Below are 23,447 nucleotides of genomic sequence, written 5' to 3'. Positions count from 1 at the left end.
AAAGGCACCTCGCGGGGGTTTGGCTCAGCCGTGGGCCTGGGCGGCCGCGGCCTCCTCACGGTCGGTGGGCAGGACGGTCCCGGCGGCCGGCGGACGACGTGGGATGAGGAACGACATGGCCGCCGCGGCGATGCAGAGCGCGCCGGCGATGAGCCACGCGGGGTCGTAGGAGCCGGTGACGTCGCGGATCACGCCGCCGCCGAACGCCGCGAACGCCGACCCCAGCTGGTGCGAGGCGAACACCCAGCCGAACACCACCGGCGCCCGCGGCCCGAAGAACTCCCGGCACAGCGCCAGCGTCGGCGGCACCGTGGCCACCCAGTCCAGGCCGTAGAAGACGATGAACGCGACCATGCTGACGTGCAGGTCGGGTCCGAAGAGGGCCGGCAGCAGGAACAGCGACAGGCCGCGCAGCCCGTAGTAGGCCAGCAGCAGCACCCGCGGGTCGGTGCGGTCGGTCAGCCAGCCCGACAGCACCGTGCCGGCGATGTCGAAGATGCCGACGACGGCGAGCAGCCCGGCCGCCGTGGTGATCGGCATGCCGTGGTCGTGCGCCGCGGGGATGAAGTGCGGCTGCACCAGCCCGTTGGTCGACAGCCCGCAGATGAAGAAACCCCCGGCCAGCAGCCAGAACGGCGTCGTCCGCGCAGCCGAGAGCAGCCCGCGCACCGCCGTCCGCGCCGCGCCGGTGCGCACCGGGTCGACGTCGTCGGCCGCCGTCCCGCCGTAGGGGACGACGCCGGCGTCGCGCGGCCGGTCGCGCAGCAGCCACAGCACCAAGGGGACGACGGCCAGCGCGGCCGCGGTCGTGCCCAGCGACGCCGACCGCCAGCCCCAGGTCGTGTCGGCCCAGGCGACCAGCGGCAGGAACACCAGCTGCCCGGTCGCCCCGCCGGCGGTGAGGATGCCGGACACCAGGCCGCGGCGGGCCACGAACCAGCGCCCGGTCACCGTCGCCACCAGCGACAACGCCATCGACCCGGTGCCGAGGCCCACGAGGAAGCCCCACAGCAGCACCAGCTGCCAGCTCGCGGTCATGAAGACGGTCAGGCCGCTGCCGGTGGCGGTCAGCAGCAGCGCCGCGACGACGACCCGGCGGATGCCGAAGCGCTCCATCAGCGCGGCGGCGAACGGCGCGGTCAGCCCGTAGAGCGCCATGTTGACCGCGACGGCGGCAGAAATCGTCGTGACCGACCAGCCGAACTCCGCCCGCAGCGGCTCGATGAGCACCCCGGGCACGGCCCGGAACGCCGCGGCGCCGACGAGGGCCAGGAACGTCACCGCGGCCACCCACCAGGCCGGGTGGATGCGGTAGGTGCGCGCAGCGGCGGTCCTCGTCACGCCGACGAGCATGGCGGACGCTCCACGCGGCCGGACAGCGGCCCGACGGCCAACACCTGCCAGGATCCGGCCATGACAGCAGGCCCGGGTCCGGCCCACGACGTCGCCGTCCTGGCGCTGCCCGGCTCCGTCGCCTTCGAGCTGGGTCTCCCCCACCGGCTGCTGGAGTCCGCGGTCGACGCCGACGGGCACCGGCTCTACCGGGTGCGGGTGGCGACGCTGGACGGCGGGCCGGTCCGCACCTCGGCCGGGTACTCGATCACCCCCGAGCACGACGCCGCGCTGCTGGCGGGCGCCGGGACGGTCGTCGTCCCCGGGGTGCACGGCGGGCCGGCCATGACCGAGGGCTCGCTGCCCGACGGGCTCGCCGAGGCGCTGCGGTCGGCCGCCGGGCATGCGCGGATGGTGTCCATCTGCACCGGCGCCTTCGTGCTCGCCGCCGCCGGGCTGCTCGACGGGCGGCCGGCCACCACGCACTGGATGCACGCCGAGGCGTTCCGGCGGCTGTTCCCCGCCGTCCGCCTGGACCCCGGCGTGCTCTTCGTCGACGACGGCGACGTGCTCACCTCCGCGGGCAACGCCGCCGGCATCGACCTGCTGCTGCACCTCGTCCGCCGCGACCACGGCTCGGGGGTGGCCAACCGGGCGGCCCGGCGCAACGTCGTCGCGCCGTGGCGCGAGGGCGGCCAGGCCCAGTTCGTCGAGCGGCCGCTGCCCGAAGCGGGCGACGTCGGGACGGCGGCCACCCGCGCCTGGGCTGCCGAGCGGCTGGGTGAGCCCCTGACGCTGGCCGACCTCGCCGCGCACGCCCGGATGAGCGTGCGGACCTTCACCCGCCGCTTCCGCGAGGAGACCGGCCTCTCCCCGCTGCGCTGGCTGGCCGGGCAGCGGCTGGCGCTGGCGCGGCAGCTGCTGGAGTCCACCGACGCGCCGATCGACCGGGTCGCCGCCGATGCCGGCTTCGGCACGCCGGCGTCCCTGCGGCAGCACCTGCGGGCCACCATCGGGGTCGCGCCGGGCAGCTACCGGCGCAGCTACCGCGGGCGCGGTGTGACCGGCCCCTCCCCCGTGTGAGGGCACAGGTCGGCGCCGCGTCTGGTTGAGTAGCGGTACCGGCGTTGCCCTGCCGCCCATCCGGGGCGCGGGACTCGACGTCGGACCGCGGCAGCGCCACCCCGGCGCGCCCGGCTGTCCGACGTCCCGAAGAGCACCCCGTCCCCCTCGCGCCTCGCAAGCTCGGCGCGAGCCTCTGGACGGGGCCGGGCGCCCGACGGCGAACCGAGCCCGAGGACACACCTGATGACCCTGCACGACCAGACCACCCCTGCCCCCGAGGGCTCCCGCCGTCGCCGCCGCGGCGGCCGCGGCCGGGGCACCGGCCCCGCTGCCGCTCCCCAGGCCCAGCAGCCCACGCCGGAGGCCCCCGTCGTCCCCGTGGGCGCCCCTGCCACCGTCGTACCCACCGACGCCACGTTCGCCGACCTCGGTGTCCCCGCCCCGCTGGTCGAGGTGCTCGCCGCCAGCGGCATCACCGCCCCGTTCCCCATCCAGGTGGCCACGCTGCCCGACACCCTCGCCGGGCGCGACGTGCTCGGCCGCGGGCGCACCGGCTCGGGCAAGACGCTGGCCTTCAGCCTGCCCCTGGTCGCCCGGCTGGCCGCCTCCGACAGCCGCCGGCAGCCGAAGCGGCCGCGGGCGCTGGTGCTGGTGCCGACCCGCGAGCTGGCCAACCAGGTGCTCGCCGTCGTCGACCCGCTGGCCCGCGCGCTCGGCATGAAGGCGACCACCGTCTTCGGCGGGGTCGGCCAGAACCCGCAGGTGCAGGCGCTGGCCGGCGGCATCGACGTGCTCATCGCCTGCCCCGGCCGGCTCGAGGACCTCATCGGCCAGGGTCACTGCGACCTCTCCGCCGTCGAGATCACGATCCTCGACGAGGCCGACCACATGGCCGACCTCGGCTTCCTGCCCGGCGTCAAGCGGCTGATGGACCGCACCCCGGCCACCGGCCAGCGGCTGCTGTTCTCAGCCACCCTGGACAACGGCGTCGACGTCCTGGTCAAGCGCTACCTGTCCGCCCCGACCACGCACTCGGTCGATCCCGCGGTCGCGCCGGTGTCCACGATGACCCACCACGTGCTCCGGGTGGAGGCCGCCGACAAGCCGACCGTCGTCCGGGAGCTCGCCTCCGGCCTGGGCCGCAGCGTGCTGTTCACCCGCACCAAGCACCAGGCCAAGAAGCTGGCCAGGCAGCTGACCGCGGCCGGCGTCCCCGCCGTCGACCTGCACGGCAACCTCAGCCAGAACGCCCGGGAGCGCAACCTCGAGGCGTTCAGCAACGGCAGCACCCGGGTGCTGGTCGCCACCGACATCGCCGCGCGCGGCATCCACGTGGACGACGTCGCGCTCGTCGTCCACGTCGACCCGCCGGCCGAGCACAAGGCCTACCTGCACCGCTCGGGCCGCACCGCCCGGGCCGGCGCCGGCGGCACCGTGGTCACCGTCTCCACCCAGGACCAGGCCGGCGAGGTGCGCACCCTCGCCCGGCAGGCCGGCATCACCCCCACGGTGAGCGCCGTGCGCCCGGGCGCCGCGGAGATCACCGCGCTGACCGGGCCGGCCGCGCCGTACGTGGAGCCGGCGCCCGCGCCGGAACCCCAGCCGCAGGGCCAGGGCGGCGGCCGGCGTCGGCGGCCGGCGACCGGGTCCGGTCGCTCCGGCGGCCAGACCGGCGCCGGGTCGGGCGGCGGGACGACGTCCGCCGCGCGCGGTGCGGGCCGGGCCTCGGGTCCGGCGCGCACCCGGGCCGAGCTCGCCGCGCGCGCCGGGACGCACTCGGCCGCGTCGTTCAGCGGCCGGTCCCGCCGCGGGGGCCGCTGACCGGCACCCAGGGTTGACGCCCCGGGTGGTGGGCACTGGACCCCTCGACCAGGGTCAGGCCGGGCCCTGTCCGTCCGTGACCAGCGAGGAGTACCCATGCCACTGCCCATCACCCTGTCCGAGATCGCTCCGCGCATCTCGGCCGGCGCGTTCATCCTCAACAGCGGCCTGGGCAAGCGCGGCGCCGACGAGGGCACCGCAGCGGGCCTGCACGGCTTCGCCTCCGGCACCTACCCGTTCCTCAAGGGCGTCGACCCGGCGACGTTCGCCAAGGCCCTGGCCTACGGCGAGATCGCCGTCGGGGCCACGCTGCTGACGCCGTTCGTGCCCACCGCGGTGGCCGGTGCTGTGCTCACCGCCTTCTCCGGCGGGCTGCTGGGGCTCTACCTGAACACCCCCGGGATGCGGAAGCCGGGCAGCCTCGCCCCGACCCAGGAGGGGCTGACGGTCGCCAAGGACGTGTGGCTGCTCGGCATCGGCATCGGCCTGCTCACCCGCGGCACCATCGACCGGGAGCCGCGCCGGATGCGCAAGGCCGCCAAGACGCTGGCCAAGGCCAACAAGAAGGTCGCCCGGGCCGCCGCCCGCGCCGAGTGACCCCGCGCGGGGGCCGGGGCCGACCCCCTGGCCCCCGCGCATCACCCCGGCAGGAAGACCTGGCTGACGATCCGGCGCCGGCGGACGCCGTCGGGCTCCAGCGCCAGCCGCGCGGTGAGCACCGCACGCAGCTCGGTCACCAGCCCGGTGAACTCCTCGTCGTCGAGCCAGAGCGCCACCTGCCGGTAGCCGACGCCGTCGGCCGCCGGGTCGAGGGCCGGGCCGGCCGCGTCGGCGTACCGGTCGAAGTCGGCCAGCAGGGCGGCGACGAAGGTCGCGAAGGCACGCCGGTGCTCGTCCACCGACATCGACGCGGCCTCCGCGGGGCCGACCGACGCCGCCTCGGTGACCAGCCGGTAGCTGCGCTCGGCGGCTCCGCGCACCCTCCGCTCCCCCACGACGGCCAGCACGCCAGCCTCCGCCAGCACCCCGACGTGCCGGTACAGCGTCGCGGGCGGGACGTCGGCCAGCTCGGTGCGCAGGTCGGCCGTGGTCAGCGTGCGGTCGCCGAGGAAGGCCTGCACGATCCGCAGCCGCACTGGGTGGAGCAGCAGGTCCGCCGTCGCCATGACGCCACCGTTCTCATAGTTGACAACGTTATCGTTGTTGGTAACGATCATGCCATGGCGACCGTGACCACGACACCTCAGACCCTGACCGTCTCCCTCTCCCGCGCCGAGCGCTTCCTGGGCCTGCTCCGCGACCTCGAGGTCCCGCTGTCGGCCGTGCAGGCGGTGGAGGTCGTCCCTGACGGGCTGGCCGCCACCCGGGGTCTGCGCGCGCCGGGCCTGGCCCTGCCCGGACGGCGGAAGATCGGCACCTGGCGCGGGCGCGGGGAGAAGACCCTGGTGTCCGTGCGGCGGGGTCAGCCGGCCGTGCGGGTGCGGCTGACCGGCCAGCGCTACGACACCCTGCTGCTCGGGGTCGACGACCCGGCCGCGGTGGCCGGCGCACTCCTCGCGGCCCGCTGAGGTGCGCGAGCTGCCGGTGCGGGTGCCCGGAGAGCCCCCGCTGGCGGGCACGCTGACCCTGCCCGACGTCCCGACGCCGGTGCCCGCGGTGCTGCTGGCGACCGGGTCCGGCCCGCTCGACCGCGACTCGAACCACCGCCGCATGCGCTTCGACGTCACCCGTGCACTGGCGCACACCCTGGCCGAGGGCGGCCTCGCCTCGCTGCGCTACGACAAGCGCGGCGTCGGCGGCAGCCCCGGCGACTGGCGGGCCGCCGGCCTGCACGACAACGTCGACGACCTGGCCCGGGCGCGGGAGGCGCTGGCCGCCCGGCCCGAGGTCGACCCTGGGCGGGTGCTGCTGGCGGGGCACAGCGAGGGCGCTCTGCTGGCCGCGGCGCTGGCCGCGCGGGAGGGCGTCGCGGTTGCCGGCGTCGTCCTGCTCGCCATGAGCGCGACGCCGGGCGCGGAGCTGCTCCGCTGGCAGGCCCGGCGGATCGGACCGACCCTGCCGGCGCCGGTCCGCGGCCTGCTCCGGCTGCTGCGCACCGACCTCGAGCAGAGGGTCGCGGCCAACCACCGGAGGATCCTGGCGACCACGACCGACGTCGCACGGCTGGGCGGCGTCCGGCTCAACGCCCGGTGGACCCGCGAGTTCCTGCGCCACGACCCGCGGGCCGACCTCGCCCGGCTGACCGTCCCGGTCCTGGCGATCACCGGCGAGAAGGACCTGCAGGTGCCGGCGGACGACCTCGCCGTCCTCGCCGCGACCGTCCCCGGACCGGTCGAGGCGCACCGCGTGCCCGACCTGACGCACACGCTGCGCCGGCAGGAGCGCGCTCCCTCCGTGCGCCGCTATCGGGAGGAGCTGCGCCGTCCGGTCGACGCCGACGTCCGCGCCAGCGTGACCGCCTGGTGCCGGAGCGTCACAGGAGTGCCCGCGTCGTCGTGACCCCCGAGTCCGGGGGGTTCCCCGATGTGCTTGACCCCTGCAGCATCGGGCGCCACGGGGAGCCGCCGCCGGGGCGGAGCCCCGCCGGCTCCCAGGAGGTACCGCGTGTCCCATACGACCGGTCCCACCCGCTCCGCCCGCCGTGCCGCGCCGCTGGTCCTGGCCCTCGGGATCGGCCTGGTCAGCGGCTGTTCCGGCGACGACGGCGCCTCCGACGCGGCGGCCGCGAGCGGCGCCCCGTCGAGCAGCGCGGCCGCGAGCAGCGCACCGTCGAGCAGCGCGGAGGCGAGCGCCCCGGCGTCGTCCGCGCCCGCGTCGAGCCCGGCGGTGGCGGAGGCCGAGAGCGAGACGGTGTCGGTCACCGAGGGCGAGATGTTCATCGAGCTCTCGGAGGACACCTACTCCGCCGGCACGTACACCTTCGAGGTGACCAACACCGGCAACATGCCGCACGACTTCGTCGTCGAGCAGGGCGGCAGCGACGTCGCCGCGACCGAGGTGCTGCGGCCGGGCCAGTCGGCGACGCTCGAGGTCGAGCTCGCCCCCGGCGACTACGTCTTCTACTGCTCGGTCGGCTCGCACCGCGCGGCCGGCATGGAGACGTCGGTGACCGTCTCGGCCTGAGCCCCCGAGCGGGCCGGCCCCCGGACCCCGGGGGGTGGACGGCGGGACCCCCGACCGCCGCCCACCCCCCGGCTGTCAGTTGCCGCTGGAGAAGGCCGCGTCGAAGGCGGCCGCGGGCGGGTCGAAGGCCAGCCGGCGGACGAACGCCAGCGCCTCGGGCGCACCGACCAGGCGGTCCATGCCGGCGTCCTCCCACTCGACCGAGATCGGCCCGTCATAGCCGATCGTGTTGAGCATCCGGAAGCAGGCCTCCCACGGCACGTCGCCGTGCCCGGTGGAGACGAAGTCCCAGCCGCGGCGCGGGTCGGCCCACGGCAGGTGGGAGCTGAGCCGGCCGTTGCGGCCGTTGCCCACCTGCTTCTTCGCGTCCTTGCAGTCGACGTGGTAGATCCGGTCCCGGAAGTCCCAGATGAAGCCGACCGGGTCGAGGTCCTGCCACACGAAGTGGCTGGGGTCCCAGTTCAGCCCGAAGGCCTCGCGGTGGCCGATGGCCTCCAGGGCGCGGACCGTCGTCCAGTAGTCGTACGCGATTTCGTTCGGGTGCACCTCGTGCGCGAACCGCACGCCGACCTCGTCGAAGACGTCGAGGATCGGGTTCCAGCGGTCGGCGAAGTCGGCGTACCCGTCCTCGATCATCGACGCGGGCACCGGCGGGAACATCGCCACGGTCTTCCAGATCTTCGACCCGGTGAAGCCGACGACGGTCTTCACGCCGAGCTTCGCCGCGGCCCGTGCGGTCGTCTTCATCTCCTCGGCCGCCCGCTGCCGGACGCCCTCCGGGTCGCCGTCGCCCCACACGCGCCGGTTGACGATGCCCTTGTGCCGCTCGTCGATCGGGTCGTCGCAGACGGCCTGGCCATGGAGGTGGTTGGAGATGGCCCAGACCTCCAGCCCGTACCGCTTGAGCAGGGCGAGCTTCTCCTGGACGTAGGAGTCGTCGTTCGCGGCGCGCTCGACGTCGAGGTGGTCGCCCCAGCAGGCGATCTCCACGCCGTCGTAGCCCCACTCGGAGGCCAGCCGGCACACCTCCTCGAACGGCAGGTCGGTCCACTGACCGGTGAACAGGGTGACGGGACGGGGCACTGTGGTGTCCTTTCGGTCGGCCTCGTCCCGGGGCCCCGCCGCGAGCTCACGAGCGGCGGGGAGGACGAGGTCCTTCATCAGATCTCGGTCCAGACGGAGCGCGCGGCGGCGCTGCGCTCGACGGCGTCGAGCACCCGCTGCACCTGCAGCCCGTCGGCGAAGGACGGCGTGGGGTCCTCGCCCTTGGCGATGGCGGTCACCAGGTCGACGACCTGGTGGGTGAAGCCGTGCTCGTAGCCCAGGCCGTGCCCGGCCGGCCACCAGGCGCCGACGTAGGGGTGGTCGGGCTCGGTGACGACGATGCGGCGGAAGCCCGCGGTCGTGGCCGGCTCGTCGCCGTCGAAGAAGTGCAGGACGTTCATGTCCTCGAAATCGAAGGCCAGGCTGCCGCGGGAGCCGTTGACCTCGATCCGGATGGCGTTCTTCCGGCCGAGGGCGAAGCGGGTCGCCTCGAAGCTGGCCAGCGCCCCGCCGTCGAACCGGCCGAGGAAGACCGCCGCGTCGTCCACGGTGACGGTGCCGGTGCCCTGCCCGGCGACGCCGGACAGCGACCCCTCGGAGGCCGGTAGCGGCCGCTCCTTGACGAAGGTCTCCAGCAGCGCGCTCACCCCGGTCAGCCGCTGGCCGGTGATGTGCTGGGTCAGGTCGACGATGTGCGCGCCGATGTCGCCGAGCGCGCCGGAGCCAGCCCGGTCCTTCTCCAGCCGCCACGACATCGGGGCGGCCGGGTCGGCGATCCAGTCCTGCAGGTACTGGGCGCGCACGTGCCGGATCTCGCCGAGCCGGCCCTGGGCGACCAGGTCCCGCGCCAGGCCGATCGCCGGCACCCGCCGGTAGGTGAAGCCGACCATCGACCGCACGCCGCGGGCCGCGGCGCGGGCCGCCGCCTCCGCCATGGCCTCGGCCTCGGCGACGGTGTTGGCCAGCGGCTTCTCGCAGAGCACGTGCTTGCCGGCCTCGAGCGCGGCGATCGCGATCTCGGCGTGGGTGTCGCCGGGGGTGCAGACGTCCACGAGGTCGACGTCGTCGCGCTCGAGCACGCGGCGCCAGTCGGTCTCCGTCGACGCCCAGCCGAGGCGCTCGGCGGCGTCGGCGACGCGGACGGCGTCCCGGCCGGCGAGCACGGCGAGCTCGGGGCGCACCGGCAGGTCGAAGAAGTGGGGGGCGGTGCGCCAGGCCTGGGAGTGCGCGGCGCCCATGAAGGCGTAGCCGATCAGGCCGACGCCGAGGGTCGGGGTCATGCGGGCTCCTCGGTCGGGGTCGCCGGGTGCCCGGTCAGGTGTCCGGGCACCCGGCGACTCCGCATCAGCGGGTCAGGACTCGAACGCGGCGTCGATGTACTGGTCGACGTTGTCGGCGGTGACCACCGGGGCGTCGAGCACGATCCGCTGCGGCACCCCCTGCGAGGCGAGGTCGGACAGGCTCTTGCCCTGCACGATCAGCCGGGCCAGCGCGATGCCGTCCGCGGCCTGGGTGTGCGGGTAGATGACCGTCGCGTCGAGCACCGACTCACCGGACTGGATCTCGCGCATCGCGTTGGCCGACCCGGCGCCGCCGACCATGAGGAACTCGTCGCGGCCGGCGTTGCTGACGGCGGCCAGGACCCCGACGCCCTGGTCGTCGTCGTGGTTCCAGATGGCGTCGATCTGCGGCGCGGCCTGCAGCAGGTTGGCCGCGGCCTCCTCGCCGCCCTCGACGGTGAAGTCCGCCGCCACCCGGTTGTCGACGTTCAGGCCGCACTCGGCCAGCGCGTCGGCGAAGCCCTGGCTGCGGTCCTGCGTCAGCGGCAGCGAGTCGATGCCGGCGATCTCCGCGACGACCGCGTCGGGCTGGTCGCCCACCTGCTCGCAGATGTACTGGCCGGCCGAGACGCCCATCCCGTAGTTGTCGCCGAGGATCGTGGCCTGGGCGGCGAACGGGCTGTTGAACTCGCGGTCGACGTTGATGACCGGGATGCCGGCCTCCATCGCCCGCAGCGCGACGGGGGTGAGCGCGGCGCCGTCGAAGGGCAGCAGCACGATCGCGTCGACGCCCTCGTTGATGAAGGTCTCGACCTGGCTGATCTGGGTGCTGACGTCGTTGGTGCCCTCGGCGATGCTCAGCTCCACGTCCTCGTAGCGCTCGGCCTCGGCCTGCGCGGCCTGGCTGATGCCAGCCATCCAGCCGTGGTCGGCGGCCGGCGCGGAGAAGCCGATGCGGACGGTCTCGCCGGCCTCGTCGTTGGGGCTGGCGGCCTCGGCCTCTCCCCCGCCGCCGGAGGCCTCGGGGGTGTTGCTCGTGCAGCCGGCGACCAGGACGCCGGCGCCGAGAACGGCGAGCGCGGTCGACGTGACACGACGGAACGGGCGCTGCCTCGCTGCAGACATGTTTCTCTCCTCGGGGGATCGCCTCCCTGGCTGTCGAGGGCCAGGTCGTGGGGTGGTGCGGGTGGTGCCGGTCCGGGGACGGGTGCCGCCCCGGACCGCGTCAGGAGCGGTCGGTCGTCGCGCCGGGCGCGGGGCCGCCGGGACCGCCGGGTGTCGCGCCGCCGGACACGGTCCCGGCCGCGCCGGCCGGGGCGGGCGGGCTGCCGCCGTCCGCGCCGCGGCCGAGCCGGCGCAGGCTGAACGAGCCGGTCGCCAGCCGCATCTGCAGCAGGACGGCGACGACGATGATCACGCCGCGGGCGACGGCCTGGGCGGAGCTGGACAGGTTGTTCAGCGTGAAGACGTTGCCCAGCGTGGTGAAGATCAGCACGCCGAGGACGGTGCCGACGATGGTGCCGCGGCCGCCGATGAGCAGCGTGCCGCCGATGACCACCGCGGCGATCGCGTCCAGCTCGTAGAGGGTGCCGTGGGTGGAGCTGCCGGTCGTCGTCCGGGCCATGAGCATGACCGCGGCGATGCCGCAGGTGACGCCGGAGAGCACGTACAGCCACATGGTGTGCCGCTGCACGCGGATGCCGGCCAGCCGGGCGGCCTCGGCGTTGCCGCCGACGGCGAAGGTGCGCCGGCCGAACGTCGTCCGGTTGAGCAGCACCCACCCGGCGACGGCGACGAGCGCGAAGATGACCACGAGCGTGGGGACGCCGAGCACGTCGCCGGAGAAGAAGGCGAGGAAGTCGCGGTCCTGCACGATCTGGGTGCGCCGGTTGGCGATGATCTCGGCCAGCCCGCGGGCGGCGGCCAGCATCGCCAGGGTGGCGATGAAGGCGACGAGCCTGCCGTAGGCGATGACGATGCCGTTGACCAGCCCGCAGCCGGCGCCCACCAGGAGCGCGGTGACCACCATGACGATCCAGTGGACGTCCGCGGCCATCGCCTGGGTCGCGAGCGTCGTCGCCCACACCGAGGACAGCGCCACGATGGCGCCGACCGACAGGTCGATCCCGCCGCCGATGATCACGAAGGTCATCCCGATGCTGACCACGCCGATGACGGCGGCCAGCCGCAGGATGGTGAGCACGTTGTCGACGTCGAGGAACCGGTCGGGGGCGGTGGCCGCGCCGACGACGCAGAGCACCGCCAGGGCGACGACGAGGCCGAGGTTGCGGCCGACGGGCCCGGCGAGGAAGCCGGGTCCGCTGCGGCGCGCGGCCGCGCCGGCCGGCTGCCGGGGGGCGTCGGTCCCCGTCGTCACGGTCGTGCTGCTCATGCCACGTCCCCTTCGCGCTGTGCGTGCTCGTCGTCTCGCGTGTGCATCACGCCGCCGTGGGCGGCGGCGTCCTCCATGACCAGGTCGAGCACCCGGTGCTCGTCGAGCGCGCCGGCCGGCTCCTGGGCCAGCACGCGGCCGTCGCCGATGACCAGCACCCGGTCGGCCAGGCCGAGCACCTCGGGGATCTCGCTGGAGACCACGACCACGGCCACGCCGCGGTCGGCGAGCCCGCGGATCAGCGCGTAGATCTCCGAGCGGGCCCCGACGTCCACACCGCGGGTCGGCTCGTCGAGCAGCAGCACCCGGCAGTCGCGCAGCAGCCAGCGGGCCAGCACGACCTTCTGCTGGTTGCCGCCGGACAGCGTCCGGACCTCCCGGTCGACGTCGGCCGGGCGGACCTCGAGCGCGGTCACCTGCTGCCGGGCGGCCTCGGCCTCCGCGGACCGGGACAGGAAGCCGGCGCGGGCGAACCGGGCCAGGCTGGAGACGCTGATGTTGCGGGCGACCGACTCCCCGAGCAGCAGCCCCTGGCTCTTGCGCTCCTCGGGGGCCAGGCCGACGCCGGCCGCGACCGCGGCGGCGACGTCCCCCGGTCGCAGCCGCCGGCCGCCGACGCGGACCGTGCCCGACGTCGGGCGGCGGGCGCCGTAGACGGTCTCGAGGATCTCCGAGCGACCCGAGCCGACCAGGCCGGCGAGGCCCACGACCTCCCCGGGACGGACGGTGAAGGAGACGTCGGTGAAGGCGCCGCGCAGCCCGAGCCCCTCCACCTCGAGCAGCGGGACGGCGCCGGGGTCCGGGTGCTCCCGCCGCTCGGGGAAGACGTACTCGATGTCCCGGCCGGTCATCAGCGTGATGACCTCGCGGGTGGCGGTCTCGCGGGCGGGCAGGCCGGTGGCGACGGTGCGCCCGTCCTTGAGGACGGTGATCCGGTCACCGACCTCGCGGATCTCCTCGAGGCGGTGGGAGATGTAGACGACGGCGACGTCGTGCGCGGTGAGGTCGCGGATGACCGCGAAGAGGCGCTCGACCTCCTCGCTGTCCAGGACGGCCGAGGGCTCGTCCATGATGATCAGCTTCGCGTCCTGGGACAGGGCCCGGGCGATGCTGACCATCTGCTGCGCGGCCGCTGGCAGGGAACCGACCTCGGCGGTGGGCCGGATGTCCGAGTGGCCCAGGCGCTCCAGCAGCCGGGCGGCGGCGCGGTTGGCCGAGGACGGCCGGGTCAGCCCCAGCCGGGCGTGCTCCCGGCCCAGGAAGACGTTGTCGGCGACGGTGAGGCCGGCCACCAGGTCGAGCTCCTGGTAGATGGTCGCGATGCCGAGGGACATCGCCGCCTGCGGGTCGGTGAGCCGCACCGGCTCCCCGCGCCAGCTGATCCGCCCGGCGTCGGGCTGGTGCGCCCCGGCCAGCACCTTGATCAGCGTCGACTTGCCGGCCCCGTTCTGGCCGAGCAGGCAGTGCACCTCCCCCGCCCGGACGTCGAGGTCGACCCCGTCCAGCGCCCGGACGCCCGGGAACGACTTGACGATGCCGTGCACCTCCAGCAGCGGAGGCGCGTCCTGCGCCCCCGTGCGGGGAGAGGGAGAGGGAACCACTGCGACACCACCCGGAAACTTCTGCTCAGCACTGACCATTAGTCGGCGCAGGCGAGAACATAAGGGTGGTGCCGACTGTGGTCAAGGCCACGCCACGGGGGTTGCCGAATCGAGACCCGGGACCTCCGGAACCCGGCTCAGCGGCGGCCGGGGACGGCACCGAGGTGGAACGCCCCCCGAGGCGGCGCGAGGAGTGGGGGCCGGAGGCTCCCGTGATCGAGTGCCGGGAGCGGCTCAGCGGCAGCCGGGCACGGCACCTGGCTGCGGTGCGGTCCGGAGGACCGCAGTGTCATGACCGGTGCGGTGCGGAGGACCGCCGTGTCACCGCGTCATCTCGCGAGCGCCTGCTCGACCGAGTCCTCGTCGAGGAAGCCCTCGATCGCCATGAGCGCGGCGCCGATCCGGCCGGAGAGCTCGGGTGCCGCGCTGACGGTGATCTCCAGGGCGCGGGCGGCCAGCGGCATCGACCGCCGGTACACCGACTCCCGGATACCGGCGAGCAGCGGGACGCCGGCCTGCGCCACCCCGCCGGTCACCACGATCCGGTGCGGGTTGAAGAAGTTGACCAGCGCCGCGAGCACCGTGCCGATCGTCCGCCCGGCCTCGCGCACCAGCTCGATCGCCGCGCCGTCCCCGTGCGCCGCGCGCTCGACGACCTCGCGGGTGGTGGTGACCGGCAGGCCCGCCGCGATCGCGTCGCGGAGCAGCGCGCCGCCACCGGCGAGGGCCTCCAGGCAGTTCTCCTGGCCGCACCGGCAGGTGACCAGCCGGCCGTCGGGCGTCGTCACGTGGATGTGCCCGATGTCCCCCGCACTGCCCTGCGCCCCGCGGTAGACCCGGCCGTCGACGATGACGCCGCAGCCGATGCCGGTGCCGACCTTCACGACGAGCACGTCCTGCACCGACCCGGCCGCGCCGATCTCCCCCAGCGCCATGACGTTGACGTCGTTGTCGACGTAGACCGGGCACTCGTACCGGCCGAAGGCGCTGGGGATCGGGAAGTCGTGCCAGCCCGGCATGATCGGCGGGTGGGAGGGGCGCCCGCTGGAGTGCTCCACCGGGCCCGGGACGCCGACGCCCACGGCGCACACGTCGCTCGGCTCCAGGCCGGCCTCGGCGAGGACCAGCTGGGCCAGGCGGTCGACCTCGGCGAGCACCGGGCCGGGGCCCTCGGCGATGTCGATGGGGTGGCCGACGGTGGCCAGGACCTGCGCCGAGAGGTCGGTGACGGCGACGTCGACGCTGGTGACCCCCAGGTCGACGGCGAGCACGCAGCCGGCCCGACTGTTGAACTGCAGCAGGGTCGGGGGGCGGCCGCCGGTGCTCCAGCCCCGCCCGCCCTCGGCGAGGAGGTTGGCCGCGATCAGCTGGTCGACCCGGGCGCTGACCGTGTTGCGCGACGCGCCGGTCAGGGCGACCAGCTCGGCCCGGCTGTGCGCGCGCCCGGTGCGGACGTGCCGCAGCAGCGCGCCGGCCGAGGCGGAGGAGGAGGCCACGTGCACATCGTGACACGCACCGGCCACCTCCCCGGGTGGCGCGCGAGCGACCGCGTCCTCCGCGGTCAGGCGCCCGGGCGCCGCTCCGCCGCGGTCTCGCGCAGCAGGGCCGCGACCTGCTCCGGGTGCGTCATCGGGGTCAGGTGCGCCGCGCCGGGCAGCTCGACCAGCCGGCCGGCGGGCGCGGCCGCGGCCACGGCGGCAGCCCAGTCGTGCGCGCAGAGCCGGTCCCGGGTGCCGCGGACGACGGTCACCGGGACCCGCACCCTCCGCAGCCGGGCGTCGATGCGGTCCGGCGCCGCCGCGACCCACAGCTGCCGCATCGCCCGCGGTCCGGTGTGCAGCCACTGCGGCAGCACCAGCAGCGCGTGCGGCCACCGCTCGCGCACCGCCGTCGCCAGCCACCGCCGGGGCAGGCCGGTTCCCGACCGGAGGCGCGGGTCGGTCGTCGGCCCGAGCAGCACGAGCCCGGCGACCCGCGGGTCGCCGGCCAGGGCGGCGACCACCTGGCAGCTCTGCGAGTGGCCGACCAGGAGCACCGGCCCCTCGCCGAGCCGGTGCTGCAGCAGGTCGGCGAGCTCCTCGAGGGACGGCACCGGGCCGGGCAGCCCCATCCCCGGGAGCAGGACGACGTCGGCCGCCACCTGCTCCCGCAGCCGGGCCGAGGAGCGCTCGTCGAGCCCCAGACCGGGGACGAGCACCAGCCGGGTTCCGGGTGTCGGCACGGGACCGGTCTACCGCGCCCGGGTGCCGCACTCACCTGCAGGGACGACATCGGGCTGTGAGCTGGATCGCTCCGGAGCATCCGCACCCCCGGGTCCCCGAGGTGGGAGACTGATTCATCATGACGACATCACCTCTGGCCGACCTGCTCGGCGATTCCCCGTCCGGTCGGCCCAGGGTCGTCATCGTCGGCTCCGGCTTCGGCGGGCTGTTCGCCGCCAAGGCGCTCAAGCGGGCGCCGGTCGACGTCACCGTCATCGGCAAGACCAGCCACCACCTGTTCCAGCCGCTGCTGTACCAGGTGGCCACCGGCATCCTGTCCGAGGGCGAGATCGCGCCGGCCACCCGCGAGATCCTGCGGCACCAGGAGAACGCCCGCGTCGTCCTCGGTGAGGTCACCGACATCGACCTGGCCGCGCGCACGATCACCTCGACCATCCTCGGCCGCACCACGGTGCACCCCTACGACGAGCTCATCGTCGCCGCCGGAGCGGGGCAGTCCTACTTCGGCAACGACCGTTTCGCCGAGTTCGCCCCCGGCATGAAGAGCATCGACGACGCCCTGGAGCTGCGCGGCCGCATCTTCGGGGCCTTCGAGCTGGCCGAGCTGGCCACGGACCCGGCCGAGCGCGACCGGCTGCTCACCTTCGTCGTCGTGGGCGCCGGTCCCACCGGTGTGGAGATGGCCGGCCAGATCGCCGAGCTGGCCCACCGCACCCTGCGCCGGGACTTCCGCAGCATCGACCCCACGCAGGCCCGGGTGATCCTGCTCGACGCCGCCCCGCAGGTCCTCCCGCCCTTCGGGGAGAAGCTCGGCGAGCGCGCCCGCCGGCACCTCAACGAGATCGGCGTCGAGACCCAGCTCGGCGCGATGGTCACCGACCTCGACGCCGACGGCCTGGAGGTCAGGGACCGCGACGGGCACGTCCGCCGCATCTCCGCCGCCACCAAGGTGTGGGCGGCCGGCGTGCAGGCCAGTCCGCTCGGCCGGCTCCTCGCCGACCAGTCCGGCGCCGGGATCGACCGGGCCGGCCGCATCAGCGTGCTGCCCGACCTGACCCTCCCCGGCCACCCCGAGGTGCACGTCGTCGGCGACATGATGGCTCTGGACAAGCTGCCCGGCGTGGCGCAGGTGGCCATCCAGGGTGGGCGGTACGCCGCCGAGGCGATCCGGCGGCGGATCGCCGGCACGCAGCCGCAGGGCCCGTTCCGCTACCGCGACAAGGGCAACATGGCGACGATCTCCCGCTTCTCCGCCGTCGCCGACATCAAGAACCTGAAGTTCGAGGGCTTCTTCGCCTGGGTGCTGTGGCTGGTCGTGCACCTGATGTACATCGTGGGCTTCAAGAGCCGGGTGACCGCGGTGCTGCACTGGGTGGTCAGCTTCCTGGGCCGGGGCCGCGCCGAGCGGGTGGCCACCCAGCAGCAGGTCTACGGCCGGCTGGCCCTGGAACACCTCGGCCCGGCCTTCGTCGTCGCCAAGACCGGCGGCCCCAAGGACGTCGCGGCGCCGGCGACGGACCTGACCGAGCGCCGGTCCGCCTAGCCCGAGAGGTGCCTCTCGCGCGCGAAAGGCACCTCTCAGGTGTCGCCGAGCCAGAGCGCGAGGGCGGCGGTCACGTCCCCGGGGCGGACGACGTGGCCGCCGTCGAACTCCTCGTAGGTGACGTCGTAGCCCCCGGTGCCGAGCTCGCGGGCCAGCCGCCGGCCGCACCGCGCCACGGGCAGCACCCGGTCGTCGGTGCCGTGGGAGATCCACACCCGTGGCCGGCCGACCAGCCGCGGCGGGACGGCGAACCCCGGTGAGAAGGCGAGCACCGCCTCGGCGAGGTCACCGTTCGCGAGCCCCAGGCTGAGCGCGTACGAGGCGCCGTCGGAGAAGCCGCCGAACGCCACCCCGGTGACCCGCTGCCGGGCGAAGACCTGCTCGAGGGCGGCGTCGAGCACCGCGACGTCCCGGCCGAGGCCGCCCGCGATGAGGTCCCACGTCGAGGTCACCGACGACGGGGCGAGCACCAGGGCGTCGCGGGCCGCGGCGTGCCCGCCGACCAGGCCCACGCTCTGCGCCGCCGTCCCCCCGGCGCCGTGGAAGAACACCAGCAGCGGCCGCGGCCGGGGCGGCCCCTCGGGGACGGCGAGCAGCGCCTGCGCGTGCGGCCCCAGCTCCAGCGTGCGGGTCCCCGGCGGGTACGGGACCGCGGCCGGCGCGGCGACCGGGCGGGCGGCCAGCCGCCCCTCCGCCACGCGGCGGGTGGCCCCCTGCAGGGCCCCGCCGCGAGCCTGCGAGTGGTGGGGGGTCAGGGGGTCCTTCATCAGACCGTGTGCGCCAGCGGCGGCACGTGCTCGTCGGCCCGTTCGAGGTGCAGCGGCCGCAGGGGCGAGCTGTCCTCCAGGTACAGGAAGGCGTCGTAGCGCTCCCCCAGCACGGTGGGCACGTAGTTGCCCCACCGCTCGCGCTCGGGCCGGTAGACGACGCCGATCGCCCGGTGGTCCAGCCGCCGGTCGAGCTCCGGTGGGCGGTGCCCGCCGCGCTCCCACACCAGCAGCGCGTCGCGGCCGACCGCCTCGTGCAGCAGCGCCTCCAGGCTGCCGGACCGGGCCTCGGGCACCGGCATCCGCTGCATCTGCGCGCCCCACTCGCTGCCGGCGATGACCCCGCCGCGGTGGCCGCCGAAGCCGACCAGGACGACGTCGTCGGCCCCGTGCCGCTCGCGCAGCAGCTGCCCGACGTTGACCATCCCGGAACGGGCCATGTCGGTGGCCCGGGCGTCGCCGATGTGGGTGTTGTGCTCCCAGACGACGGCCTTGTCCCCCGCATGGGCGAGCAGCCGGTCGAGGACGTCGACCATGTGCACGTCGCGGACGTTCCAGGACTCGGCCGAGCCCTGCACCATCGCCCGGTAGTAGCGCTCGGCGTCGACGACGACCGCGGCGTTCTGCTCGGCGGCGAAGCGGGTCTCCGGATCATCCTCGAACTCGACCCGGCCGCGCTGCTCGCACAGGTGGTGCAGCAGGTCGACGACGGCCCGCTCGCAGCTGGTGGGCGCGAAGCGGCTGGCGAAGGCGTACTCGGCGCCGTCCTCACCGAAGGGCTCGAAGCAGCGCAGCGCCCGCAGCGCCGTCTCCACGTGCTCGGGCTCGTGCTCCCGCAGCCAGCCGACGAGCTCGTGCATCGAGTCCCAGAGGCTGTAGACGTCCAGGCCGTAGAAGCCCACCCGCTCGTCGTCCGGGCGCCCGGCGTTGACGTCGCGCAGCCAGCGGCAGAAGTCGACGACGTCGTCGTTGGCCCACATCCAGGTCGGCCAGCGGGAGAAGGCGTCGAGGGCGTCGCGCGGGTCGGCGTCGGCACCGGGGCGGAGCCTGACCGAGCGGTTGACTTTGTAGCAGTCGGGCCAGTCGCCCTCGACGGCGACGAGGCGGAAGCCCCGCTCGGTGATCAGCCGGCGGGTCAGCGCGGCCCGCCAGGCGTAGTACTCGTGCGTGCCGTGGCTGGCCTCGCCGACGGCCACGATCCGTGCGTCGCCGATCCGTTCGAGCAGCGGGTCGAGGTCGGCCGCGTCCCGGAGCGGGAGCGCCAGGTCACCGATGCCGGGCACGGGTCACTCCCCGCTCCCGGGCTCGGCCATCTTCGCGTGGCCGGCCGACTTCAGCCGGTCCGGCAGCACGGAGTTGACCACCGCCTGCGCCTTGCTCAGCACCGAGCCGCCCAGCACCTTGTCCCTGCCGGCCATCATCGCCTCGAAGCCCTGCGCCGCGACCTGGGCGGGGTCGTCCTTGGGGCCCTGACCGAGCTTCGTGTCCATCAGGTCGCCGCGCTCGAAGAACTCGGTGTCGGTGGGGCCGGGCATCAGCGAGGTGACCGTGACCCCGGTGTCGCGCAGCTCGGTCGCCAGCGCCTCGGCGAACGACTGCACGAACGACTTCGAGGCGTTGTAGACCGCCTGGTACGGCCCGGGCATCGTCGAGGCGACCGACGAGGTGATGAGCACCCGGCCCTCGCCCCGCGCCACCATGTCGCGGAGCACGTACTTGGCCAGGACGACGGTCGAGGTGACGTTCAGGTCGATGATCCCGAGCTCGGCCGCCAGGTCGTTCTCCACGAACGGCCCGCCCTTCCCGACCCCCGCGTTGAGCGCGGCCGCGGCCAGGGGGCGGCCGGTGGCCTGCACCGCGGCCCAGAGCGTGTCGATCCCCGTCCGCAACCGCAGGTCGGCCGGCACCGCCTGCACCGTGGTGCCTTCTTCCCGCAGCTGCCCGGCCGCGGTGGTCAGCTCGGCGTCCTCGGCGGTGACCACCAGGTCGAAGCCGTGCCGGGCGAACTGGCGGGCGAGCTCGAGGCCGATGCCGCTGGAGGCGCCGGTGACGAGGGCCAGGGGTCTCGATTCGGTCATGTCCGTCCCGGTACCCCGCCGATCCGCGCATCACCCGGCCGGGACGGCGCCGTCCCGCACGAGCTCGGCGGCCACCGCGCGCCGGTCGCGGGTGGCGGCCCAGGTGGCCCGCTGCCGGGTGGCCGAGGTGCCCCGCTCCCACAACCGGTCCAGCAGCGCGGCGACGTCGTCCTCCTCGCCGTGCGTGCGGAGGTCGTCGGTGAGCTCGGCGACGAGTCCGTCCACCGCATGGCGCGCGCCGACCAGCTCTCCGCTCACCGGGTCGGCCAGCTCCCCGCCGAGGCCGTCGCGGGCGGCGCGCCAGCGGGCCGCCCGCAGCAGCTCGGGGCGGAGCTCGGGCGACGGCTCACCCCGCTCGGCGCGGCCGGCCAGCACCCGGACCAGCGAGCGGACCAGCGCCGCGTGCAGGACGGCGGCGTCGAGGTCGGTGCAGACGTCGCCCAGCCGGAACTCCACCGTCGGCCAGCGCGCCGAGGGCCGTACGTCCCAGTACAGGTGCCGGCCGTCCTCGATCGCGCCGGAGCGGACCAGCCCCTCGAGGACCTCCCGGAAGCGCCGCTCCCCGCCCATCGGCTCGGGCGGCCCGGCGTTGGGCCAGTGCGACCACCACACCGTGCGCCAGGACTCGTAGCCGGTGTCCGCGCCGTCGTGGAACGGGGAACTGCCCGTCATCGCCAGCAGCACCGGCAGGTACGGGCGGGCCCGGTCCATGACCGCGACCGCCGTCCCGAGGTCGGGGACGCCGACGTGCACGTGGCAGCCGCAGATGTCCTGCCGGTCGGCCAGCGCCCCCCAGCGCTGCACCATGGCCCGGTACCGGGGTGCCGCGGTGAGCCGCTGCTCGCGCCAGGTGCCGAACGGGTGCGTGGACGCCGCCAGCAGCGCCAGCCCGTCGCCGGCCGCGGCCGCTGCGGCCTCCGCGCGGGTGGCGGTCAGCTGGGCGCGCAGCTCGGCGAGGGTGGTGCAGACGCCGGTGGAGGTCTCCAGCTGGGTGGTGACGATCTCGGGGTGCACGTGCTCCCCGGCCTCGCCGGCGAGCGCCGCCGCCACGACCGTCGCGCTCGGGGTGAGCGCGAGGGTGCCGGGGTCGACGAGGTGGAACTCCTCCTCGACGCCGACGGTGGTCCCGGCCGGCACGGGACCGGGCCCGGTCACGGCTCGGCGAACCAGGCGAAGCCGAGGCCGGGGACGACGAGCTGCCCGTCCCGCACCGGGAGGACGCCGTCGCTGCCGTGCACCTGCTCGAAGCCGCCGAAGCCGGTGACGGTGTCGGCGTCCACCGCCTGCGGGGACGGCGAGACGTTGGCCAGCCCCACGAAGGTGCCGCTGCGCGGGTGCTTGCGCCGCCACACCAGGACCGCGTCGCTGCCGGCGTCCACCACCGCGGACTCCACCCCGCCGCGCAGCGCCAGCAGCGCACGGCGCACCTCGCCCAGCCGGCGGATCTCCCGCCACACCCGGCCCTCGACGGTCGCGGGGTCGCCGCGGCGGGCGGCGGCGTCCCAGTCCATCGGCGGGCGGTGCATCCAGCGGTTGTCCGGGGCGAGTGCGGGGTCGGCGAGGTAGCCGGGGTCGTTGCGCATGGCCAGCTCGTCGCCCATGTACAGCAGCGGGATGCCGCCGTACGCGTAGGCGACCGAGTACAGCAGCACCAGCCGGCGGATCCCGGCGTCCAGCGCGGCGTCGTCCCCGGCCTCGAGCGCGGCCTCGATGCCGCACAACGACGCCGCCGAGCCGGAGATCCGGGCGTCGCCGGTGACCTCGTTCTCCTGGAACAGCGCGCCGCGGGCGAAGGAGCCGGGGTAGCGGCCGGCGTAGAAGTCGTTGAGGAAGCGGCGGTGGGCGAACCCGGAGAGGCCGACCCCGGCGGCGTCCTCGTCGGCGACCGCCCACCCGATGTCGTCGTGGCCGCGCACGTAGGTGCACCAGGTGGCGCTCGGCGGCACCGGCCGCATCCGGCGCAGCGCCTGGCGGGCCAGCCGGACGTCCTGGGTGGCCAGGCTGCTCCACAGCAGCACCATGAGCTGGTTGTGGTAGGCCAGCTCGCACTCGGGCCGATAGCGGTCGTGCCCGCCGAGGTACCCGACCAGGTCGTCGGGCGAGACGATCGCCTCGGCCTTGAAGATGACGCCGGGGGCGGCCAGCCGGGTGAGCGCGTGCAGCAGCTGCAGCAGGCTGTGCCCCTCGGGCTGGTTCTGGCAGCTGGTGCCCAGCCGCTTCCACATGAACGGGACGGCGTCCATCCGGAAGACGTCGACGCCGCGGTTGGCCAGCCAGGTGATCTCCCCGAGCATCGCCAGGGTGACCGCGGGGTTCGAGTAGTCCAGGTCCCACTGGTAGGGCCAGAACGTCGTCCACACCCAGCCGCCGGCGCCGCCGCAGGCCTCCGGCACCCAGCTGAACGAGCCCGGCGCCCGGTCGGGGAAGACCTCCGGGATGGTCGCGTCGTAGGCGTCGGGCAGCGTGCGGTCGGGGAAGGCGGTGTAGAAGCCGGCGTACGCGGGGTCGCCGGCCAGCCAGCCCCGCGCCCAGGCGTGCTCCCGGGCGGTGTGGTTGAGCACCAGGTCGATGCACAGCGCCATGCCGCGGTCGTGCAGCTCCGTGGCGACGTCCTCGAGGTCGGCCATCGTGCCCAGCCGCGGGTCGACCGCACGGTAGTCCATCACGGCGTAGCCGCCGTCGTTCTCCCCCGGCCGCGGCCGCAGCAGCGGCATGAGGTGCAGGTAGGTGGTGCCGAGCTCGGCGAGGTGGTCGAGGTGCTCCGGCAGCCGGTCGAGGGTGCCGCAGAACCGGTCGACGTAGCAGACGTAGCCCTGCACCCGGGAGCGCTGGAACCAGGCCGGGTCGATCTCCCTGCGCCGGTCGATCCGGCGCAGCGCCTCGGGCCGCTCGGCCGCGGCGGCCAGGGCGACGCGCAGTGCGCGGGCGAACAGCTCGTCGGCGGCGTCGCCGTAGAGGGTGGCCAGCGGTTCGTGGACGTCGTAGAGCGCGAGGTCGGCGCGGGCCAGGAAGGCGTCGCCCTCGGCCGGGCCGAGCGCGGCGACCGCGTCGGCCTCCACCTCGGGCCGCAGCTGCGCCCACGCGTGCTCCGCCGCTGCTCGGCGGGCGGTCGCCGGGATCGTCACGGCGTCAGTATCGGACCGCTGTTCGCCCACGGCATGACCGCCACCACACCGGGC

Annotated in this window: 21 protein-coding genes; 7 read left to right on the top strand and 14 right to left on the bottom strand. The window is 75.1% G+C overall.

What is annotated here, in order from left to right; genetic code table 11:
- Positions 1-24: 24 nt before the first annotated feature.
- Positions 25-1,341 (bottom strand): MFS transporter, encoded by a 1,317-nt coding sequence (locus ACI78Z_RS05190; protein ID WP_457035459.1) that lies wholly within the window; start codon positions 1,339-1,341, stop codon positions 25-27.
- A gap of 72 nt (positions 1,342-1,413) precedes the next feature.
- Here ACI78Z_RS05190 and ACI78Z_RS05185 point away from each other — a divergent pair, with 72 nt between their 5' ends.
- The 3 genes from ACI78Z_RS05185 (at position 1,414) to ACI78Z_RS05175 (ending at position 4,815) form a co-directional block, all read left to right on the top strand.
- Positions 1,414-2,415 carry a GlxA family transcriptional regulator gene (locus ACI78Z_RS05185; protein WP_457035458.1) on the top strand — a complete coding sequence of 334 codons (1,002 nt, stop codon included), beginning with the start codon at positions 1,414-1,416 and terminating at the stop codon, positions 2,413-2,415.
- A 225-nt stretch (positions 2,416-2,640) separates the two neighbouring features.
- Positions 2,641-4,218 carry a DEAD/DEAH box helicase gene (locus tag ACI78Z_RS05180; protein ID WP_457035457.1) on the top strand — a complete coding sequence of 526 codons (1,578 nt, stop codon included), beginning with the start codon at positions 2,641-2,643 and terminating at the stop codon, positions 4,216-4,218.
- A gap of 96 nt (positions 4,219-4,314) precedes the next feature.
- Entirely contained in the window at positions 4,315-4,815 is a 501-nt protein-coding gene (locus ACI78Z_RS05175; protein ID WP_457035456.1) for a hypothetical protein, read from the top strand.
- Positions 4,816-4,856: 41 nt separating this feature from the next.
- Here the strand turns inward: ACI78Z_RS05175 and ACI78Z_RS05170 are convergent, their stop codons facing one another.
- On the bottom strand, positions 4,857-5,384 hold the full coding sequence (locus ACI78Z_RS05170) for a helix-turn-helix domain-containing protein (RefSeq protein ID WP_457035455.1): 528 nt from the start codon (positions 5,382-5,384) through the stop codon (positions 4,857-4,859).
- A gap of 63 nt (positions 5,385-5,447) precedes the next feature.
- Between ACI78Z_RS05170 and ACI78Z_RS05165 the strand changes: the two genes are divergently transcribed.
- The 3 genes from ACI78Z_RS05165 (at position 5,448) to ACI78Z_RS05155 (ending at position 7,341) form a co-directional block, all read left to right on the top strand.
- Positions 5,448-5,786 (top strand): hypothetical protein, encoded by a 339-nt coding sequence (locus ACI78Z_RS05165; RefSeq protein WP_457035454.1) that lies wholly within the window; start codon positions 5,448-5,450, stop codon positions 5,784-5,786.
- A 1-nt stretch (position 5,787) separates the two neighbouring features.
- Positions 5,788-6,717 (top strand): alpha/beta hydrolase family protein, encoded by a 930-nt coding sequence (locus ACI78Z_RS05160; protein ID WP_457035453.1) that lies wholly within the window; start codon positions 5,788-5,790, stop codon positions 6,715-6,717.
- Between the two features lie 105 nt (positions 6,718-6,822).
- Positions 6,823-7,341: a cupredoxin domain-containing protein gene (locus ACI78Z_RS05155; RefSeq protein WP_457035452.1), complete on the top strand. Its 519-nt coding sequence runs from the start codon at positions 6,823-6,825 to the stop codon at positions 7,339-7,341.
- A gap of 75 nt (positions 7,342-7,416) precedes the next feature.
- Here the strand turns inward: ACI78Z_RS05155 and ACI78Z_RS05150 are convergent, their stop codons facing one another.
- From ACI78Z_RS05150 to ACI78Z_RS05120, 7 genes are all read right to left on the bottom strand, one after another.
- The gene (locus ACI78Z_RS05150) at positions 7,417-8,424 is read right to left on the bottom strand and encodes a sugar phosphate isomerase/epimerase family protein (RefSeq protein ID WP_457035451.1); all 1,008 of its coding nucleotides are present in this window, start codon (positions 8,422-8,424) and stop codon (positions 7,417-7,419) included.
- A 77-nt stretch (positions 8,425-8,501) separates the two neighbouring features.
- Positions 8,502-9,665: a Gfo/Idh/MocA family protein gene (locus ACI78Z_RS05145; protein WP_457035450.1), complete on the bottom strand. Its 1,164-nt coding sequence runs from the start codon at positions 9,663-9,665 to the stop codon at positions 8,502-8,504.
- A gap of 72 nt (positions 9,666-9,737) precedes the next feature.
- Positions 9,738-10,790, bottom strand: coding sequence for a substrate-binding domain-containing protein (locus ACI78Z_RS05140; protein WP_457035449.1), 1,053 nt, complete (start codon positions 10,788-10,790; stop codon positions 9,738-9,740).
- Between the two features lie 100 nt (positions 10,791-10,890).
- Entirely contained in the window at positions 10,891-12,057 is a 1,167-nt protein-coding gene (locus tag ACI78Z_RS05135) for an ABC transporter permease (RefSeq protein WP_457035448.1), read from the bottom strand.
- Positions 12,054-13,601: a sugar ABC transporter ATP-binding protein gene (locus ACI78Z_RS05130; protein WP_457035447.1), complete on the bottom strand. Its 1,548-nt coding sequence runs from the start codon at positions 13,599-13,601 to the stop codon at positions 12,054-12,056. Before ACI78Z_RS05130 ends, ACI78Z_RS05135 begins: the two co-directional genes overlap by 4 nt.
- Before the next feature lie 386 nt (positions 13,602-13,987).
- Positions 13,988-15,154: an ROK family protein gene (locus ACI78Z_RS05125; RefSeq protein ID WP_457035446.1), complete on the bottom strand. Its 1,167-nt coding sequence runs from the start codon at positions 15,152-15,154 to the stop codon at positions 13,988-13,990.
- 65 nt (positions 15,155-15,219) lie between these two features.
- Positions 15,220-15,879: an alpha/beta fold hydrolase gene (locus ACI78Z_RS05120; protein WP_457035445.1), complete on the bottom strand. Its 660-nt coding sequence runs from the start codon at positions 15,877-15,879 to the stop codon at positions 15,220-15,222.
- Positions 15,880-15,998: 119 nt separating this feature from the next.
- Between ACI78Z_RS05120 and ACI78Z_RS05115 the strand changes: the two genes are divergently transcribed.
- A complete protein-coding gene (locus tag ACI78Z_RS05115) occupies positions 15,999-17,423 on the top strand; it encodes an NAD(P)/FAD-dependent oxidoreductase (RefSeq protein WP_457035444.1) in 1,425 nt (474 codons plus the stop codon).
- 35 nt (positions 17,424-17,458) lie between these two features.
- On the opposite strand, the gene ACI78Z_RS05110 is transcribed toward ACI78Z_RS05115, so the two are convergent.
- The 5 genes from ACI78Z_RS05110 to ACI78Z_RS05090 are packed head-to-tail and all read right to left on the bottom strand — an operon-like array spanning position 17,459 to position 23,393.
- Positions 17,459-18,190: an alpha/beta hydrolase gene (locus ACI78Z_RS05110; RefSeq protein ID WP_457035443.1), complete on the bottom strand. Its 732-nt coding sequence runs from the start codon at positions 18,188-18,190 to the stop codon at positions 17,459-17,461.
- Positions 18,190-19,473 carry an erythromycin esterase family protein gene (locus ACI78Z_RS05105; protein ID WP_457035442.1) on the bottom strand — a complete coding sequence of 428 codons (1,284 nt, stop codon included), beginning with the start codon at positions 19,471-19,473 and terminating at the stop codon, positions 18,190-18,192. The genes ACI78Z_RS05110 and ACI78Z_RS05105 overlap by 1 nt, the downstream gene beginning before the upstream one ends.
- Positions 19,474-19,476: 3 nt before the next feature.
- A complete protein-coding gene (locus tag ACI78Z_RS05100; protein WP_457035441.1) occupies positions 19,477-20,268 on the bottom strand; it encodes an SDR family NAD(P)-dependent oxidoreductase in 792 nt (263 codons plus the stop codon).
- A gap of 30 nt (positions 20,269-20,298) precedes the next feature.
- Complete coding sequence (locus ACI78Z_RS05095) at positions 20,299-21,423, bottom strand: carboxylate-amine ligase (RefSeq protein WP_457035440.1); 1,125 nt, start codon at positions 21,421-21,423, stop codon at positions 20,299-20,301.
- Positions 21,420-23,393, bottom strand: coding sequence for an alpha-amylase family protein (locus ACI78Z_RS05090; RefSeq protein WP_457035439.1), 1,974 nt, complete (start codon positions 23,391-23,393; stop codon positions 21,420-21,422). Before ACI78Z_RS05090 ends, ACI78Z_RS05095 begins: the two co-directional genes overlap by 4 nt.
- Between the last annotated feature and the right edge of the window lie 54 nt (positions 23,394-23,447).

It is taken from the genome of Geodermatophilus sp. SYSU D01176, from assembly GCF_054050015.1.
This window is presented reverse-complemented; position numbering and strand designations above follow the sequence as displayed.